Consider the following 14209-nt stretch of genomic DNA (forward strand, 5'->3'; position numbering starts at 1 on the left):
GCCGAACCGGGGGGCCGGGGCGGGCTGGAGGACTCCCGTGCCGTCGGTGAGGAAGGTGCCGCGTGCGGCGTTGTGGGGATGGCGCGGTGCCTCCACCAGCGACAGCACGGGGGTGACGCACGCGTCGGCGTCGGCGAACACGGCGGCCCAGTCGTCGCGGGTGCGGGCGGCGAAGACCTCCGCCAGGCGCCGCCGCATGACCGGCCAGCGGGACCGGTCCCACTGTTGGGTGAAGTCGGCATCCGCGGCCAGGCCGAGCCGTTCCAGGAGGGTGGCGAAGAAGGGCGCCTCGATCGCGCCGACCGCGACGTACTCGCCGTCGCGGCAGCGGTAGACGCCGTAGAACGGGGCTGTGCCGTCCAGGTAGTTGACGCCCCGGCGGTCGGTCCACCGCTCCTGGTGCAGACGGCTGTAGATCATGGCCAGCAGTTGAGCCGACCCGTCCACCATGGCGGCGTCCACGACCTGGCCTTTCCCGGTGGCGCCTGCCTGCACGACCGCGCACAGCACTCCGAAGGCGAGCAGTGCGCCACCGCCGCCGAAGTCGCCGAGCAGGTTGAGCGGCAGGACCGGCGGGCCGTCGGCCGGTCCGATGGCTCCCAGGGCCCCCGACAGGGCGATGTAGTTGATGTCGTGCCCGGCCCGCGGCGCGAGCGGCCCGTCCTGCCCGAATCCCGTCATCCGTCCGTAGACCAGGCGCGGGTTGCGGTCCAGGCACGGGCCGGGGCCCACGCCGAGCCGTTCGGCCACACCCGGCCGGAAGCCCTCCAGGAGGACATCGGCATCCGCCACCAGGTCGAGGACGGCGCCGACGCCTTCCGGGTGCTTGAGGTCGATGGCGGCCGAGCGCCGGCCCCGGTGCAGGACGGGATCGGGCTTGCCGGCCACGTCCGACGGGCGCTCGACACGGATCACGTCCGCACCGGCGTCCGCGAGGAGCATCGCGCAGAACGGTCCCGGCCCGATGCCCCCGAGCTCGATGACCCGCAGCCCGGCGAGCGGCCCCGGGGCCCCATCGGGTACGGCGCCGTTCGCACGTCCCTGGTCTTGTTCTTCGTTCACCGCCCGCTCACCGGCCTCGCCAGACGGGAGCGCGCTTCTCGGTGAAGGCCGACGCGCCTTCCCGAGCGTCATCCGAGTTGAACACCAGCTCGGTGATCGGCTTCTGACGGTCGAACAGCTCGTCGCGTGGCCAGCCGGGAGACTCCACAAGGATACGTTTGGTGATCCGTACGGCGAGCGGACCGTTGGCGGCGATGGCGGAGGCCAGCAGCCTCGCCTCCTTCAGCGCGCCGCCGGGCGGGGTGAGCCGGTTGACCAGCCCGTAGTGGTAGGCCCGGTCCGCGGTGAGGACATCGCCGGTGAGGGCGAGTTCCATCGCGATCTGGTACGGGATCCGGCCCGGCAGTCGCAGCAGTCCCCCGGCCACCGCCACCAGACCGCGCTTGACCTCGGGCAGCCCGAACTTGGCGTCCTCCGAGGCGACGACCAGATCACTCGCGAGGGCGATCTCGCATCCGCCCGCCACGGCGTAGCCCTCGACGGCGGCGATCAGCGGCTTGCGCGGCGGGGTCTCGGTGAGGCCGGCGAAACCGCGCCCCTGCACGTGAGGGCGCTCGCCCCGCAGAAACGCCTTGAGGTCCATGCCCGCGCAGAAGGTGCCGCCGGCGCCGGTGATGATGCCGACCGCGAGGTCGTCACGCTCGTCCAACTCGTCCAGCGCGGACGCGATCGCCTCCGCGACGGCTCGGGTGACCGCGTTGCGGGATTCGGGCCGGTTGATGGTGATGACGGCGATGCCGTCGTCGCCGTACTCGACCAGTACTTCGTCTGCCACGGAAGCTCCTTTGCGGTGGCCAAGCGGTGGTCGCGGTTGGGGAGTGGCGGTTGAGCGCCGGCCTTCAGCGTGGGGCCAGGCGGATCGCGCCGTCGAGGCGGATGGTCTCTCCGTTGAGCATCGCGTTGTCGATGATGTGCAGGGCGAGTTGTGCGTACTCGTCCGCCGCGCCCAGGCGCGGCGGGTGCGGCACCGCGGCAGCGAGCGCGTCGAGCTTCTCCTTCGGCCTTCTGCCGAGCATCGGTGTGTCGAACAAGCCGGGCGCGATGGTGACGACCCGGATGCTCTTGCTCGCCAGGTCCCGGGCCGCACACACAGTGAGGCCGGCCACGCCGGCTTTCGACGCCGCGTACGGGCTCTGTCCGATCTGCCCCTCGAACGCCGCGACCGACGCTGTCATGACCACCACTCCACGGTCTCCGTCGAGTGGTTCGTTGCGGGCCATGCGGGCGGCGGCGAGCCGGAGCACGTTGAAGGTGCCGATCAGGTTGACGTCGACCACGGCACGGAAATGGTCGAGATCACCGGCGGTGCCGTCCTTGTTGACCACGCGGAGCGGACCGCCGCGGCCCGCGCAGTGGACGACCGCGCGCAGCGCTCCTGTCCGCTCGGCGGTGTCGAGGACGGCGGTCATGTCCTCGGTGCTGGTCACGTCGGCGGGGACGAAGACGGCCTCGGGGCCGAGGTCGCGGACGGCGCGCTCGCCGTCCGAGGAGGGCAGGTCCGCGATGGTGACGCGGGCGCCGGCCTTGAGCAGTCGCCGTGCCGTCGCCAGGCCGAGCCCCGACGCGCCGCCGGTCACCACTGCGGATATTCCGCTGGTCTGCATGGACGCTCCAGTCGGTCGAGTCGGTGTCGGATCTGCCGCCGCCGGCGCGAAGGCTCGGCGACTGCCGTCGTACGCCGGGGCACGGGCCCCGGCCGTTGTGGTCGGGACCGCAGCCGATGAAGAGGAAGGTACTTGTCGAACGATCGTTAAGTTAGGTCGCCGTCTCACCCACTGTCAATGACCGCGACGAAAAGTGCGGGCGACCTACCGGGCCGGCGCCTCGCCGTGCCCGAGCATGGCGAACGCCAGCCGCACGTACCGGTCGCACAGCTCCGTCGTCCCGAGGTCGCCGGACGGGTCGTACCACTGGGCGACGGCGTTACACATGGCCATGACCGCCCGGCGGGCGTCGTCCGGGTGCGGGGTCCGGAAGACTCCGCCGGCGATGCCGTCGTCTATGGCCTTCTGGAAGAGTCCCGATACGGCGTGCCGCCTTTCGATGATGGGGTTGCGGTACTCGGGTTCGAGGTAACGGAGTTCCTGGAGGGTCAGCAGACTCTCGACCCGCCGCCGGACCCGGTAGTCGACCGTCACTCTCACCAGGGCGGCCAGACGCGCGGCGGGGTCGTCACCGGCCTGGGCCAGTTCCTTCTCGCAGTGACGGAAGTAGTCGTCGAGCGAGTCCTCGATCAGGGCGTGGAAGAGCTCCGCCTTGCCGGAGTAGTAGTAATAGAGGGCGGACAGACTCATGTCGGCCCGCTTGGCGATGTCACGAATGGAGGCGCCGAAGTAGCCGCGCTCCGCGAAGACATCTCGTGCGGCGTCCATGATGGCGTCCCGGCCGTTTCCCCGGGGGCTGGAGGGACCGTTGTCCGCCGCCTTGCCACTCTTGCCCGCCGCTTTGCCGCTCATCGCATCCATGGTCCCAGCCTCCCAGAACGAACGAACGATCGACAAAGCCGCTCCGCTCCCGTGCCATGCGGAGCCGAGGGCCGGCGCACCGCCGCCGGCCCGCCGGGCGCAGTCCGCAGTGTCATCCGGCCGACGGCACCTTGTACTCCTTCGCCAGATCCGATGCGAAGAAGTCACCGAGTGCTTTGACTCCGGCGAAGACACCCTTGTCCACACCCAGCACCTGGGCCTCGCGCGAACTGGGCTCAGCGGGATCGGAGAAGTCCTGAGGCGGAAGCAGGCCCGGTAGCGTGAAGTCGGTGACAGCGCTGCGGGCCTTGAGCACGCCCGGGCGGGTGAGGTCCTTGCAGCTCTTGCCGATTATCTCGGCGTAGAGCTTGGTCATGGCGTAGGCGTGGACGACTCCGCTGCTGGCCTCCGGCGCCTTACCGTACTGGTCCTTCCAGGCAGCGGCCAGCTTGCGAGCGGCGGCATTGTCCTCACCGATGCCGCCAAGACCGGAGAGCCTGGTGTAGTGCTCGGTGAGCGCGGGCGCCGCAGACGTCCTGAGCAGGCTGGTGGCGAAGGTCGACACCCCGCCCATGATCGGCACCTCCATGCCGGCCGCCTGCGCCACGGCCGCCACCGAAGCCGCCTGCTTGGGCGTCGAGTCCACCACGATCGCCTTGACCTTCGCCGACTTGAGCGCGTTGACCTGGCTGGTGAGGTCGGTCGCGGTGGGTTCGATCTGCTGGCCGACGATCTTCAACCCCAGCTTCCCCGCAGCGAACTTGCTGCCCCGCAGGCTGTTCTCGCCGATTTCTCCCTGGAGGTAGATATGCCCGACGGAATCGCCGCTGCGCAGTTCGCCCTTCCTCATGAGCCAGTCCAGGCCGTTGATCGTCTGGATGTCGTACGTGGCACCCAGGACGATCAGGTGCTCGTCCCCGAGCAGGGTCGACGCGAACGTGGTCAGGCCGGCGAGTTCGTCCTTCGCCTCGATCTTGTCCCGCAGCGCCGTGACGACCGGTGAGCCGAGGATGTTCAGATACCCGAGGACCTGCGGATCCATCTCGTCGTACGCGGCGACGGCCTTCTGCGGGTCGTAGCCGTGGTCGCGGGTGACGAGTGCCAGCTTCCGGTCGCAGACACCGCCTGCCGCGTTGATCTCCTTCACGGCGACGTTGCTCGCGTCGAGGATCGTCTTGCCGGTGCCCGCGAACGGGCCCGACAGGTCCATCAGCACCCCGAGCTTGATGGTGGAGTCGCTGACCCCGGGCGCGGCGGCGGTCCCGGCCGTTTCCGCCTTGGTGGAGCAGCCGGCAACCGCCAGCGTGAAGGCCAGGGCCGCGGCCGCCAGGCCGACTGTGCGCGATTTGTGCATCGGTGTGTCTCCTCGCTGAGAAGCGGATGAGGTGGTTGACAGCACACGTCCGGCAAGGTGGGGGGGCGGGTCTGGAGTGTCTGAGGCGACGGACGCTTGGGGAGTGGGGGATCAGGGAGTGGCGGCCGCGGCCGGGCGGCGGCTTCGTAGAGGCCGAACGGCGCCGGCCAGCGCCGCCAGACCGCCCGGCTGGACGATCACGGCCACGATGACAACCACGCCGTACACGAACTGTGCCGCTGTCGACGCGTCCAGTCCCTGCCCGCCGGCTCCGGCGACGAACGGCAGGGAATCCGCGTAGCGGGAGAACAGCAGGGGCAGCGTCACGACGAAGACCGAACCGGCGATCGCGCCACCCACGGATCCGAGGCCGCCCAGGATGACCATCACCAGATAGTTGACCGACAGGTGGAGGCTGAAGTAGTCGGGGACGGTGCGCTGGAAGGCCAGTGCCGTGAGCACACCGGCGGCGCCGGCATACATCGACGACAGTACGAAGACGGCTGCCTTGGTGCGTCGTATGTCGACGCCCATGGCGCTCGCGCCGATTTCGCTGTCCTTCATGAGCCTCAGCGCCCTGCCGGGTCGGCCGCGCAGGACGTTGCGGCCGAGCAGCGCCGCCCCGACGGTGACGACGAGGAACAGATACCACTGGCTCTCGGCGGCACCGAACGGAACGCCCAGGACGGTGACGTCCGTCTGGTCGGAGAAGGAGAACCCGCCGATCGACATCGGCACGACGGTCCGGCCCTCGAAGCCGCCGGTCACCGGCTTCATGTTCTGCAGCAGATGGTGGCCGAGGAACACAAGGCCCAGGGAGGCGATGCCCAGGTAGATGCCGCGCAGGCGGCTGGAGACCGGGCTGAACAGCAGGCCGCAGACGCCCGCCAGCAGGACGGCCAGGACCGCGGCGAGAAGCGGGGGGAGGCCGAGACCGGACACCCCGCCGCCGCTTTCTCCGGCCAGGAAGGCATAGCCGTACGCGCCGACAGCGACGAAGAAGGCGTGTCCCAGGGACAACTGTCCCGCCGCGCCGAGCAGGATGGTGAGGCCGATCGCGCCGACCGCCGCCGCCATCGCGAACAGGCCCATGTTCAGCCAGAACGCGGAGACATACAGGGGCAGCGCCAGGAGGACCACCAGGGCGGCGGTCAGCGCGCACAGGGCCGGCACACGCCCTGCCATGGGGAACCGGGACGTCTCAGGCACGGCTGACCTCCTTCGCGCCGAACAGCCCCGAGGGCCGGCACAGCAGAATGCAGATCATGATCACGTAGGCCACGACGTCCCCAAGACCTCGTCCGAGGAAGGAGAGGGCGTCCTGGTACTCGGCGACGGTCACCTCGGCGATACCGATGACCAGGCCTCCCACGATCGCCCCGCCGAGCGAGTCGAGGCCGCCGATGATCGCGGCGGGCAGCGCCTTGATGGCCGCGGTCCCGGTACTCACGGCCACGCCAGGGCTCGGGAACGACGCGAGACCGATGCCGGCCGCGACGGCGAGGATGCCGGCCGCGATCCAGGCACCTGCCGAGACCCGCTTCAGCCGGACACCGGCGAGCGCCGCGCCCTCCCGGTCCTCGATCGAGGCGCGCATGGCCAGACCCCAGCCGGTATGGCGGAGGACCGCGGCGAGACCGGCGATCAGCAGCGGCACGGTGACAATGGTGATGATCACGGACAAGGGCAGTACCACTGAGCCGAAGTGGACCACGTGTCCGTCCCAGGGAGCGCCGAGTGGCAGCACGCTCTCCCCGATGCGCCAGCTCAGTTCCGCGGTGAGCACCACGTTGACCCCGATGGTGAGGATCGCCAGCGCGTCATGCTTGCGGCCGTCGACCCGGGACAGCAGCAGTCGCTCCACCGCCAGTCCCAGCGTCCCGGCCGCGACCAGGCCGAGCGCCACAGCGGCCGCGAAGCCGATGTGCGGGCTGGTCTGCGCCACCACCCACACACCGAAGAGCAGAAACGAGGCGTGCGCGAAGTTCACCGTGCGGGTCGCCTTGAAGACGATGACGAAGCCCAGTGCGATCAGGGCGTACAACAACCCCAAAGACACGCCGCTCAGCAGGATTTCGACTCCGCGGGTCATCACGACAACCTCTCCGCCACCTGGTCGTTTCCGGATTCCATGGGCGCTCCCAGATAGGCGCTGATCACGTCCGGATGCTGCCTTACGTGTTCCGGCGTGCCGTCCGTGACGACCTTGCCGAAGTCGAGGACGGTGATGCGGTCGGCGATCGACATGACCACTCCCATGTCGTGCTCGACGAACACCACGGTCAGACCGAGCGCGTCACGTGCCGCGGAGACCAGCCGGGCGAGTTCCGCGCTCTCCGCGGTGTTCATCCCGGCGACCGGTTCGTCGAGGATGAGCAACCGCGGCTCCAGGCACAGCGCCCGCGCGAACTCCAGGCGCTTGAGATCCCCGTAGGCGAGGCTCGCCGCCGGGCGGTCCAGAACGCCGGACAAGCCGGCGAACTCCGCGATGTCGCGCACCCGCGCTTCGTGGACACGCTGTTCACCGCGGCCCAGCCCCAGGGCGGTCGCGGCGATGCCGGACCGGGTCAGCCGATGCCGGCCGACCATGAGGTTGTCGAGTGTGGACTCGACCGGTGACACGACGATGTTCTGGAAGGTGCGGGCGACTCCCCTGCGTGCCACCCGGTCCGGACGCAGGCCCGTCACCTCCTGACCGTCCACCATGATGCGGCCCGAGGCGACACGGTAGATCCCCGACAGGGCATTGAGCAGCGTCGTCTTCCCGGCACCGTTGGGACCGATGACGGCGTGGATCGTTCCGGGCCGCACGGTGAATGACACACCGTCAAGGGCGCGCAGTCCGCTGAACACCACGCTCACGTCCTCGACACGCAGTTCCGCTGCCGTTTGCGTTTGAGTCGTCGTCATCCGGACCACCTGCTCAGCGTCGGCGTGTTTCCGGATTCGGGCCCGGGCCGCGGTGCGGACACGCCGGCGCTCCGGCCGGCGTCCGCGTCTGCGCCCAGGTAGAGGCGTCGCACGTCGTCGCTCTGCGCCAGTTCGTCCGTCGGTCCGCTCAGTACGACCCGTCCGAGGTCGAGCACACAGGCCGAGTCGGCGACCGAAAGCGCCATCGCCGCGTTCTGCTCCACCAGCAGGACGGGGACCCCTTCCCGGCTGATCTCGCGGATGGTCTCGCCCACGAGATGCACCAGCCGCGGCGCGAGGCCGAGGGACGGCTCGTCGAGAAGCAGGAGTCTGGGTTGCGCCATCAACGCCCGGGCGATGGCGAGCATTTGCTGCTCGCCGCCGGACAACGTCCCGCCACGGGCGCGTCGCCGCTCGGCGAGCTGCGGGAAGAGTTCGTACATCCGACGGCGTGTGCGCTCACGCACCGCCGACGACCGCACGGTGAGCGCACCGGCGTTCAGATTTTCCTCCACCGTCAGACCGGCGAAGATGTGCCGTCCTTCCGGTACCTGTACGAGCCCGTGCATCACGGTGCGTGCCGTGTCCGCACCGGTGATCCGTTCGCCACGGAACCGGACGGAGCCTTCGGTCACCCCGCCGCCGTACAGGCCGAGCGTGCCGGAGACGGCGCGCATGAGCGTCGTCTTTCCGGCGCCGTTGCTGCCGAGGAGCGCGACGACGCCGCTGCCGCCGACGTCCAGGGACACCCCCCGCAGAACGGGTGCGCGAGCGCCGTACCGGACGACGAGCCCATCGATTTCGAGCACTTCGGCCTCCCTTGCCGCCCTGAAGCGACGCCATGCGTCACTCATCGATCGTTCGTTAAGGCCAGCGCGAACGTAGGGTGAGCCACGTCACTCGGTCAAGGTCCCTGCACATGATCGCTTGCAGCAACACGGGGTGAAGGGCTACGAGTTCGCCGGTTCCGCCTGGGCAGCAGGGCCGCTATCGTATTAAACGATCGTTCGATAAGTCTCAGTCGATCAGAAGACGAGGGCCTTCGCATGCGTATCGGTATGACAATGGATTACAGCGGCGACTTCATCGAATCGGTCCGTGCCGTAAGGGATTTCGAGACGGCAGGGGTCGAGATCGCCTTCGTGCCGGAGGCCTACTCATTCGACGCCGTCAGCCGACTGGGCTACCTCGCGGCTCGTACCGAACGCCTGGAGATCGCCTCCGGGATCCTCCCGGTCTTCACTCGTACGCCGTCGCTCCTGGCGATGACCGCCGCCGGTCTGGACGATCTCTCCGGCGGCCGGTTCACGCTGGGCCTGGGAGCGTCGGGACCGCAGGTGATCGAGGGCTTCCACGGGGTGCCGTACGACGCGCCACTCGGCCGCACCCGCGAGGTGGTGGAGATCTGCCGTCAGGTGTGGCGGGGCGAACCGGTGGTGCATCCGGGCCCGAAGTACCCGCTTCCGCTGCCCGCCGAGCAGGGCACCGGGCTCGGCAAGCCCCTGAAACTCCTCAACAAGCCGGTCCGCTCCCGCATCCCCATCACCCTGGCCGCGATCGGCCCGAAGAATGTCGAGCTGACGGCCGAACTCGCCGAGGGCTGGCTGCCCGTGTTCTTCCATCCCGGAAAGGCCGCCGAGGTGTGGGGAGCGGCACTGACCGCGGGGCTGGCCCGGCGCGATGCGGCACTGGGCACGCTCGACATCACGGTGACGGCGCCTCTGGCCCTCGGCGACGACGTGGAACACCTGCTGGACCGAGCCCGGCCACAACTGGCCCTCTACATCGGGGGGATGGGCGCGAGGAACAAGAACTTCTACGCCCGGCTCGCCGGTCGGTACGGCTATGAACGGGAGGCGGTGCGCATCCAGGACCTGTACCTGTCAGGAAAGAAGCAGGAGGCCGAAGCCGCCGTTCCCGAGGGACTGTTGCGGGCCATCTCCCTGGTGGGGACGAAGGAGCAGATCGCCGGACAGCTCGATGCCTTTGCCGCCGCCGGAGTGACGACCCTGTGCGTGAAGCCGCTGGCCGGCACGCACAGGGAACGCGTCCACGCCGTCGAGCGACTGCGCGGCATGCTGGACTGACGCCTCGCGCGTAGCACGATGCGGGCGGGGAGCCCTCGGAGGGCATGGTTGCTCAGGCGAAATCAGTTGGCGGGCTTGCCGGACCAGCGGGAGAGGTGGTCGTCCAGGTCCTGCTGATCGTCGCCGATCCAGGCGACGTGGCCGTCGGGACGTAGCAGGACGCAGGGAACATCCAGTGCGGCAGTGGGGTCCGCGAGGTGGTCGCCCCGGTCTGATCAGCCGCCGACAGTCAGGCGTTCGGTGCGGGATGCTCACGGACCGCTACGGCGTCACCTGGGATCGTCCGCCCGTCCGGCCCGCGAGCGCGCCGCCGCATGACCACCGTGCTCGACACCCGCTCTTCAGCCCGGGTCCCCAGTGAGTGGCTGGGTGCTGATGACGGTGAGCAGGTCCAGCTTGTCGGCGCTGTCGGTGCCCACCGCGGGGGTGAACCAGAGCAGCCGCTGACGGCCGTCCTCGCTGAACAGGTTGAGGCAGTTGACGTCGAGCACGCCCAGGGCGGGGTGGACGAGGCGTTTTCGGTCGTTGCGACGGAACGCCACGTCGTGTTCGGCCCAAAGCTCGGCGAACTCGGGCGAACGGTGGAGCAGGTTCGCGACCATCGAACTCGCTTCGGTGTCCCGGGCGTCCCGACGTGCCGCTGCGGCCCGCAGGTCGGCGGCGAACGCCCGGGACTGCGTCGCGTGCTCCTCCTCCGGATAGATCCGTCGTGCCTCGGGGTCGGTAAACCACCGGTGGACGAAGCTCGCCTCCCGGCCGCGGAACCCTGACTGGTCACCGAGCAGCGCGACGGCGAGCGGGTTCTGCACGAGGGTGACATGCAGGTCGGTGATGACCTGGGCGGGCGTCGAGGTCAGCCGCGTGAGCAGGTCGAGCATGCCGGGATGGATGTGCGAGGAGAACCCGCCCTGGACCGGGACAGGGCGGTCCGCGAGGTGGTAGAGGTGATCGCGCTCGTCGGCGGTCAGCCGCAGCGCCCGCGCGAGGGCCGCGAGCATCTGCTCGGACGGTTGAGAACCGGCGCCGCGTTCCAGCTCGTTGTAGTAGTCCACCGATGCACCCGCGAGCTGGGCCACCTCGTCGCGACGCAGCCCGGGCACGCGGCGCCGCGGCCCGGAGACGAGCCCGACCTCCTCGGGGCGGATGCGCCCCCGCCGGGATCGCAGGAACGCCCCCAGCTCGGCGTATTTCGTGGCCTTCATGGCGACCAGTCTGCGGCAGCCGGGGCAGCTGACACAGGGGATGACATCCCCTGGTACCGCCCGCAGGTGCCCCACATCGTGGAGGCATGACTTCCATCGACACCACCCGAGAGGCGGTCGGCCGGGTCGCCGTCGTCACCGGGGGCTCGCGCGGCATCGGCCGGGCCGTGTCCCACAGGCTCAGCGCCGACGGCCTGGCCATCGTCGTCAACTACGTCGGCGACACCGCCGCCGCCGAGGAGACGGTGGCCGCGCTCACCGCCGCCGGCGGCAAGGCGATCGCGGTCCGGGCCGACGTCGCCGACGAGAAGGCCGTCGCCGCGCTCTTCGACCAGGCCGAGGCGGCATTCGGGGGCGTGGACGTCGTCGTGAACGCCGCCGGACGCCTGGCACTCGCGCCCATCGCCGACCTCGACCTGAACGTCCTCGACCAACTGCACCGCACCAATGTCCGCGGGGCCTTCGTGGTCGCCCAGCAGGCTGCCCGGCGCCTGCGCGCAGGCGGTTCCTTCGTGAGCTTTTCCACCTCCGTCGTCGGCACCCAGTTCCCCGACTACGGTGCGTACGCCGCCAGCAAGGGCGCCATCGAGGCGATGACCCTGATCCTGGCGCGCGAGCTGCGCGGGCGCGACATCACCGTGAACACCGTCGCCCCAGGCCCGACCGCCACCGAGCTCTTCCTCGAGGGCAAGACCGAGGAGCAGATCGATACGCTGGCCAAGACACCGCCACTGGAGCGCCTGGGCACTCCGGAGGACATCGCCGATGTCGTCGCATTCTTGACCAGTGCCGAGGGCCACTGGATCAACGGCCAGATCCTGCGCGCGAACGGCGGCATGGTGTGAGGTCCGGCCCGACCGGCAGCGGCCATTCCGCACCCCGCATCGACCCCAGTCGCGGCGGCAGCGAGGTCGTCGACGCGATCACGGACCGCATCCGGGTGGAGTTCTACCGCCGCGTCGGCATCGAAGGACTCTTCCCGCCTCTGACCGGCCTCTGGCGAATCGGCTACCAGCACCCCGCCCAACCTCCGCACGCGCGGAAGCAACCCTAGGAGAGCCACCATGCCATTCGCCCACTTCAAGGTCCCCGCCGGCACCATCACCGCGGAGGACAAGAAGAAGCTCATCGAGCGCACCACCGACCTGTTCGCCGAGATCTACGGAGACCGGGCGCGACCGACCGCGGTCGTCCTCGTCGACGAGGTCGTCGACGGCGGCTGGGGTGTTGCCGGCAACGTCCTGACCGCCGCCATGCTCAACGGCGCCGACTGACGCCGCACCCTCCCGCGCTGCGTAACGGCCCGAAGCCGGCGGACGGCCGGGCCGTCATGCATGAGAGTGCGATGAGCCGGACGAAACGCCCTGGCGCCGGGTGCGCAGCCCATCGATGAGCAGAGCGACCATGCGTTGGTTGTAATCGGGTCCTTCGCCGGGCACGGGCATGCACAGGTTGGCGATGGCGTACAGCAGGTCATGGGCGCTGACGTCGTCGCGAACCGCTCCGCCGGCTGCCGCGGCGTCGAGCAGTTCCGTGAGAGCGGGGCCGACCTTCTCCAGGAAGTAGCCGGGCAGAGCCTCGTAGGCCGGATCGCCCGAATGGAGGGCCGGGGCCAGTCCTCGTTTGGTCCCCAGGAATTCGGTGTACTGGCGCAGCCACTCGGCGAGCGCCTCTCCCGGCTCGTGTACGGCACTGAGCTGCGGCCCGGCCGCGGCGCAGGCGTCGATCCTGCTCTCCACCACCGCCTTGACCAGGTCTGAGCGAAGCGGGAAGTGCCGGTAGAGCGTCCCGACGCCGACGCCGGCCAGGTCGGCGATCTCCTTGGCGGGTGCGTCGACGCCGGATGTGTCGAAGACGACCCTTGCCGCCTTGATCAGGGCGTCCACGTTGCGCTGTGCGTCCGCGCGCATGCGGCGGGGCGCCCCGGGCGGCCCTGCCTTCTCGGTCATGATCCCTCCAGTTGCGTAACCGGAAAGCCTTTCCGTATAGTTCCGGAAAGACTTTCCGCTTAGCGGCAGGGTAGGGCATCCCGCGGGCGCTCTTCCACAACCAGGAGGGACCTCCATGCAGTACCGCACTCTGGGCCGCACCGGTATCAAGGTCAGCCCGTACGCCCTCGGCACGCTGATGTTCGCCTCGGCCATCGGCAACGCCGACCACGACGACTCGATCCGCGTCATCCACAAGGCGCTGGACGCCGGCATCAACTTCGTCGACACCGCCGACGCCTACGGCGACTCCGAGGAGATCGTCGGCAAAGCGCTCAAGGGACGCCGCGACAACGTCGTCCTGACCACCAAGGTGAGCCGGCCGATGGGCAACGACCCCAACCAGCAGGGCACCTCACGGCGCTGGATCACGACCGCGGTCGAGAACTCGCTGCGTCGCCTGCAGACCGACTACATCGACCTCTACCAGATCCACCGCGTCGACCCCACGACCGACGTCGAGGAAACCCTCTCCGCGCTCACGGACCTCATCCGCAGCGGAAAGGTCCGCTCCATCGGCTCCTCCATGACCCCTGCCTCCGACATCGTCGAGGCACAGTGGGTCGCAGAACGCCGGAACCTGGAGCGCTTCCGCACCGAGCAGCCGCACTACTCCATCCTCAACCGCGGCATCGAGCGCGAAGTCCTGCCCGTCGCCCAGCGGTACGGCATGGGCACCCTGGTGTGGGGGCCGCTCGCTCAGGGGCTGCTCACCGGCCGCGTCCGCAAGAACCAGGAGAACGGCCTGCGCCGAGCGGGCTTCCTCAAGCACCTCAACGACGACCGCCGCATCGACGTCGTCGAACGGCTCATTCCCCTCGCCGAGGAAGCGGGCATGCCGATAACCCATCTCGCCACGGCGTTCACCATCGCCCACCCCGGCGTCACCAGCGCCATCATCGGGCCGCGCACGACGGACCACCTCGATGACCTCCTCGCCGGCCTCGACGTCGTCCTCGGCGACGACGTCCTGGGCCGGATCGACGAGATCGTTCCGCCCGGCACCGATGTCGGCGCGCTCGACCAGGACTACATGCCTCCCGCCATGGAAACCGCGAGCCTGCGTCGCCGCCCCCTCCGCGAACGCCCAGCTGCCTGACGCTCCGCACACCCGGAACCGCGTCACCTCGGCCCATCGTCC

Annotated in this window: 16 protein-coding genes and 1 pseudogene; 5 read left to right on the top strand and 12 right to left on the bottom strand. The window is 69.6% G+C overall.

The features are described 5' to 3' along the window. The 9 genes from G6048_RS28980 to G6048_RS29020 form a co-directional block, all read right to left on the bottom strand. A partial coding sequence (locus G6048_RS28980) for a CaiB/BaiF CoA transferase family protein (protein ID WP_165342549.1) occupies nucleotides 1-1062 on the bottom strand: 1062 nt, incomplete at its 3' end. A 7-nt stretch (nucleotides 1063-1069) separates the two neighbouring features. Next, nucleotides 1070-1837, bottom strand: coding sequence for a crotonase/enoyl-CoA hydratase family protein (locus tag G6048_RS28985; RefSeq protein WP_165342550.1), 768 nt, complete (start codon nucleotides 1835-1837; stop codon nucleotides 1070-1072). A gap of 64 nt (nucleotides 1838-1901) precedes the next feature. Continuing rightward, entirely contained in the window at nucleotides 1902-2666 is a 765-nt protein-coding gene (locus G6048_RS28990) for an SDR family NAD(P)-dependent oxidoreductase (protein ID WP_165342551.1), read from the bottom strand. Nucleotides 2667-2870: 204 nt separating this feature from the next. After that, nucleotides 2871-3518, bottom strand: coding sequence for a TetR/AcrR family transcriptional regulator (locus G6048_RS28995; protein WP_235990458.1), 648 nt, complete (start codon nucleotides 3516-3518; stop codon nucleotides 2871-2873). A gap of 121 nt (nucleotides 3519-3639) precedes the next feature. Then, nucleotides 3640-4881 carry an ABC transporter substrate-binding protein gene (locus G6048_RS29000; protein ID WP_165342553.1) on the bottom strand — a complete coding sequence of 414 codons (1242 nt, stop codon included), beginning with the start codon at nucleotides 4879-4881 and terminating at the stop codon, nucleotides 3640-3642. Between the two features lie 111 nt (nucleotides 4882-4992). Beyond that, complete coding sequence (locus tag G6048_RS29005; RefSeq protein WP_328827266.1) at nucleotides 4993-6090, bottom strand: branched-chain amino acid ABC transporter permease; 1098 nt, start codon at nucleotides 6088-6090, stop codon at nucleotides 4993-4995. After that, nucleotides 6083-6973: a branched-chain amino acid ABC transporter permease gene (locus tag G6048_RS29010; RefSeq protein WP_165342554.1), complete on the bottom strand. Its 891-nt coding sequence runs from the start codon at nucleotides 6971-6973 to the stop codon at nucleotides 6083-6085. Before G6048_RS29010 ends, G6048_RS29005 begins: the two co-directional genes overlap by 8 nt. After that, entirely contained in the window at nucleotides 6973-7791 is an 819-nt protein-coding gene (locus G6048_RS29015; RefSeq protein ID WP_165342555.1) for an ABC transporter ATP-binding protein, read from the bottom strand. Before G6048_RS29015 ends, G6048_RS29010 begins: the two co-directional genes overlap by 1 nt. After that, nucleotides 7788-8645, bottom strand: coding sequence for an ABC transporter ATP-binding protein (locus G6048_RS29020; RefSeq protein WP_165342556.1), 858 nt, complete (start codon nucleotides 8643-8645; stop codon nucleotides 7788-7790). Before G6048_RS29020 ends, G6048_RS29015 begins: the two co-directional genes overlap by 4 nt. Before the next feature lie 192 nt (nucleotides 8646-8837). Here G6048_RS29020 and G6048_RS29025 point away from each other — a divergent pair, with 192 nt between their 5' ends. After that, nucleotides 8838-9878, top strand: coding sequence for an LLM class F420-dependent oxidoreductase (locus tag G6048_RS29025; RefSeq protein WP_165342557.1), 1041 nt, complete (start codon nucleotides 8838-8840; stop codon nucleotides 9876-9878). A gap of 62 nt (nucleotides 9879-9940) precedes the next feature. Here G6048_RS29025 and G6048_RS50030 read toward each other — a convergent pair. Further along, nucleotides 9941-10123, bottom strand: a pseudogene (locus tag G6048_RS50030) (aromatic-ring hydroxylase C-terminal domain-containing protein); the annotation flags it as partial. Between the two features lie 96 nt (nucleotides 10124-10219). Continuing rightward, complete coding sequence (locus tag G6048_RS29030) at nucleotides 10220-11080, bottom strand: helix-turn-helix transcriptional regulator (protein WP_165342558.1); 861 nt, start codon at nucleotides 11078-11080, stop codon at nucleotides 10220-10222. 86 nt (nucleotides 11081-11166) lie between these two features. Between G6048_RS29030 and G6048_RS29035 the strand changes: the two genes are divergently transcribed. The 3 genes from G6048_RS29035 to G6048_RS29045 are packed head-to-tail and all read left to right on the top strand — an operon-like array spanning nucleotide 11167 to nucleotide 12354. After that, complete coding sequence (locus tag G6048_RS29035; protein WP_165342559.1) at nucleotides 11167-11925, top strand: SDR family oxidoreductase; 759 nt, start codon at nucleotides 11167-11169, stop codon at nucleotides 11923-11925. Beyond that, nucleotides 11922-12134 (top strand): hypothetical protein, encoded by a 213-nt coding sequence (locus G6048_RS29040; RefSeq protein ID WP_165342560.1) that lies wholly within the window; start codon nucleotides 11922-11924, stop codon nucleotides 12132-12134. Before G6048_RS29035 ends, G6048_RS29040 begins: the two co-directional genes overlap by 4 nt. A 10-nt stretch (nucleotides 12135-12144) precedes the next feature. After that, nucleotides 12145-12354 (top strand): tautomerase family protein, encoded by a 210-nt coding sequence (locus G6048_RS29045; protein ID WP_165342561.1) that lies wholly within the window; start codon nucleotides 12145-12147, stop codon nucleotides 12352-12354. Nucleotides 12355-12408: 54 nt separating this feature from the next. Here the strand turns inward: G6048_RS29045 and G6048_RS29050 are convergent, their stop codons facing one another. Then, nucleotides 12409-13029 carry a TetR/AcrR family transcriptional regulator gene (locus G6048_RS29050; RefSeq protein WP_206342252.1) on the bottom strand — a complete coding sequence of 207 codons (621 nt, stop codon included), beginning with the start codon at nucleotides 13027-13029 and terminating at the stop codon, nucleotides 12409-12411. A 115-nt stretch (nucleotides 13030-13144) separates the two neighbouring features. Between G6048_RS29050 and G6048_RS29055 the strand changes: the two genes are divergently transcribed. Continuing rightward, complete coding sequence (locus tag G6048_RS29055; RefSeq protein ID WP_165342562.1) at nucleotides 13145-14167, top strand: aldo/keto reductase; 1023 nt, start codon at nucleotides 13145-13147, stop codon at nucleotides 14165-14167. Nucleotides 14168-14209 lie beyond the last annotated feature (42 nt).

It is taken from the genome of Streptomyces ureilyticus, from assembly GCF_011045025.1.
In the GTDB taxonomy this organism is placed as follows: Bacteria; Actinomycetota; Actinomycetes; order Streptomycetales; family Streptomycetaceae; genus Streptomyces; species Streptomyces ureilyticus.

Excerpts from the sequence above, each read along its gene's own strand:
- G6048_RS28990 (WP_165342551.1), bottom strand. The coding sequence starts at position 2,666 with ATGCAGACCAGCGGAATATCCGCAGTGGTGACCGGCGGCGCGTCGGGG.
- G6048_RS28995 (WP_235990458.1), bottom strand. The coding sequence starts at position 3,518 with ATGAGCGGCAAAGCGGCGGGCAAGAGTGGCAAGGCGGCGGACAACGGT.
- G6048_RS29000 (WP_165342553.1), bottom strand. The coding sequence starts at position 4,881 with ATGCACAAATCGCGCACAGTCGGCCTGGCGGCCGCGGCCCTGGCCTTC.
- G6048_RS29010 (WP_165342554.1), bottom strand. The coding sequence starts at position 6,973 with ATGACCCGCGGAGTCGAAATCCTGCTGAGCGGCGTGTCTTTGGGGTTG.
- G6048_RS29015 (WP_165342555.1), bottom strand. The coding sequence starts at position 7,791 with ATGACGACGACTCAAACGCAAACGGCAGCGGAACTGCGTGTCGAGGAC.
- G6048_RS29020 (WP_165342556.1), bottom strand. The coding sequence starts at position 8,645 with ATGAGTGACGCATGGCGTCGCTTCAGGGCGGCAAGGGAGGCCGAAGTG.
- G6048_RS29025 (WP_165342557.1), top strand. The coding sequence starts at position 8,838 with ATGCGTATCGGTATGACAATGGATTACAGCGGCGACTTCATCGAATCG.
- G6048_RS29030 (WP_165342558.1), bottom strand. The coding sequence starts at position 11,080 with ATGAAGGCCACGAAATACGCCGAGCTGGGGGCGTTCCTGCGATCCCGG.
- G6048_RS29035 (WP_165342559.1), top strand. The coding sequence starts at position 11,167 with ATGACTTCCATCGACACCACCCGAGAGGCGGTCGGCCGGGTCGCCGTC.
- G6048_RS29045 (WP_165342561.1), top strand. The coding sequence starts at position 12,145 with ATGCCATTCGCCCACTTCAAGGTCCCCGCCGGCACCATCACCGCGGAG.
- G6048_RS29050 (WP_206342252.1), bottom strand. The coding sequence starts at position 13,029 with ATGACCGAGAAGGCAGGGCCGCCCGGGGCGCCCCGCCGCATGCGCGCG.
- G6048_RS29055 (WP_165342562.1), top strand. The coding sequence starts at position 13,145 with ATGCAGTACCGCACTCTGGGCCGCACCGGTATCAAGGTCAGCCCGTAC.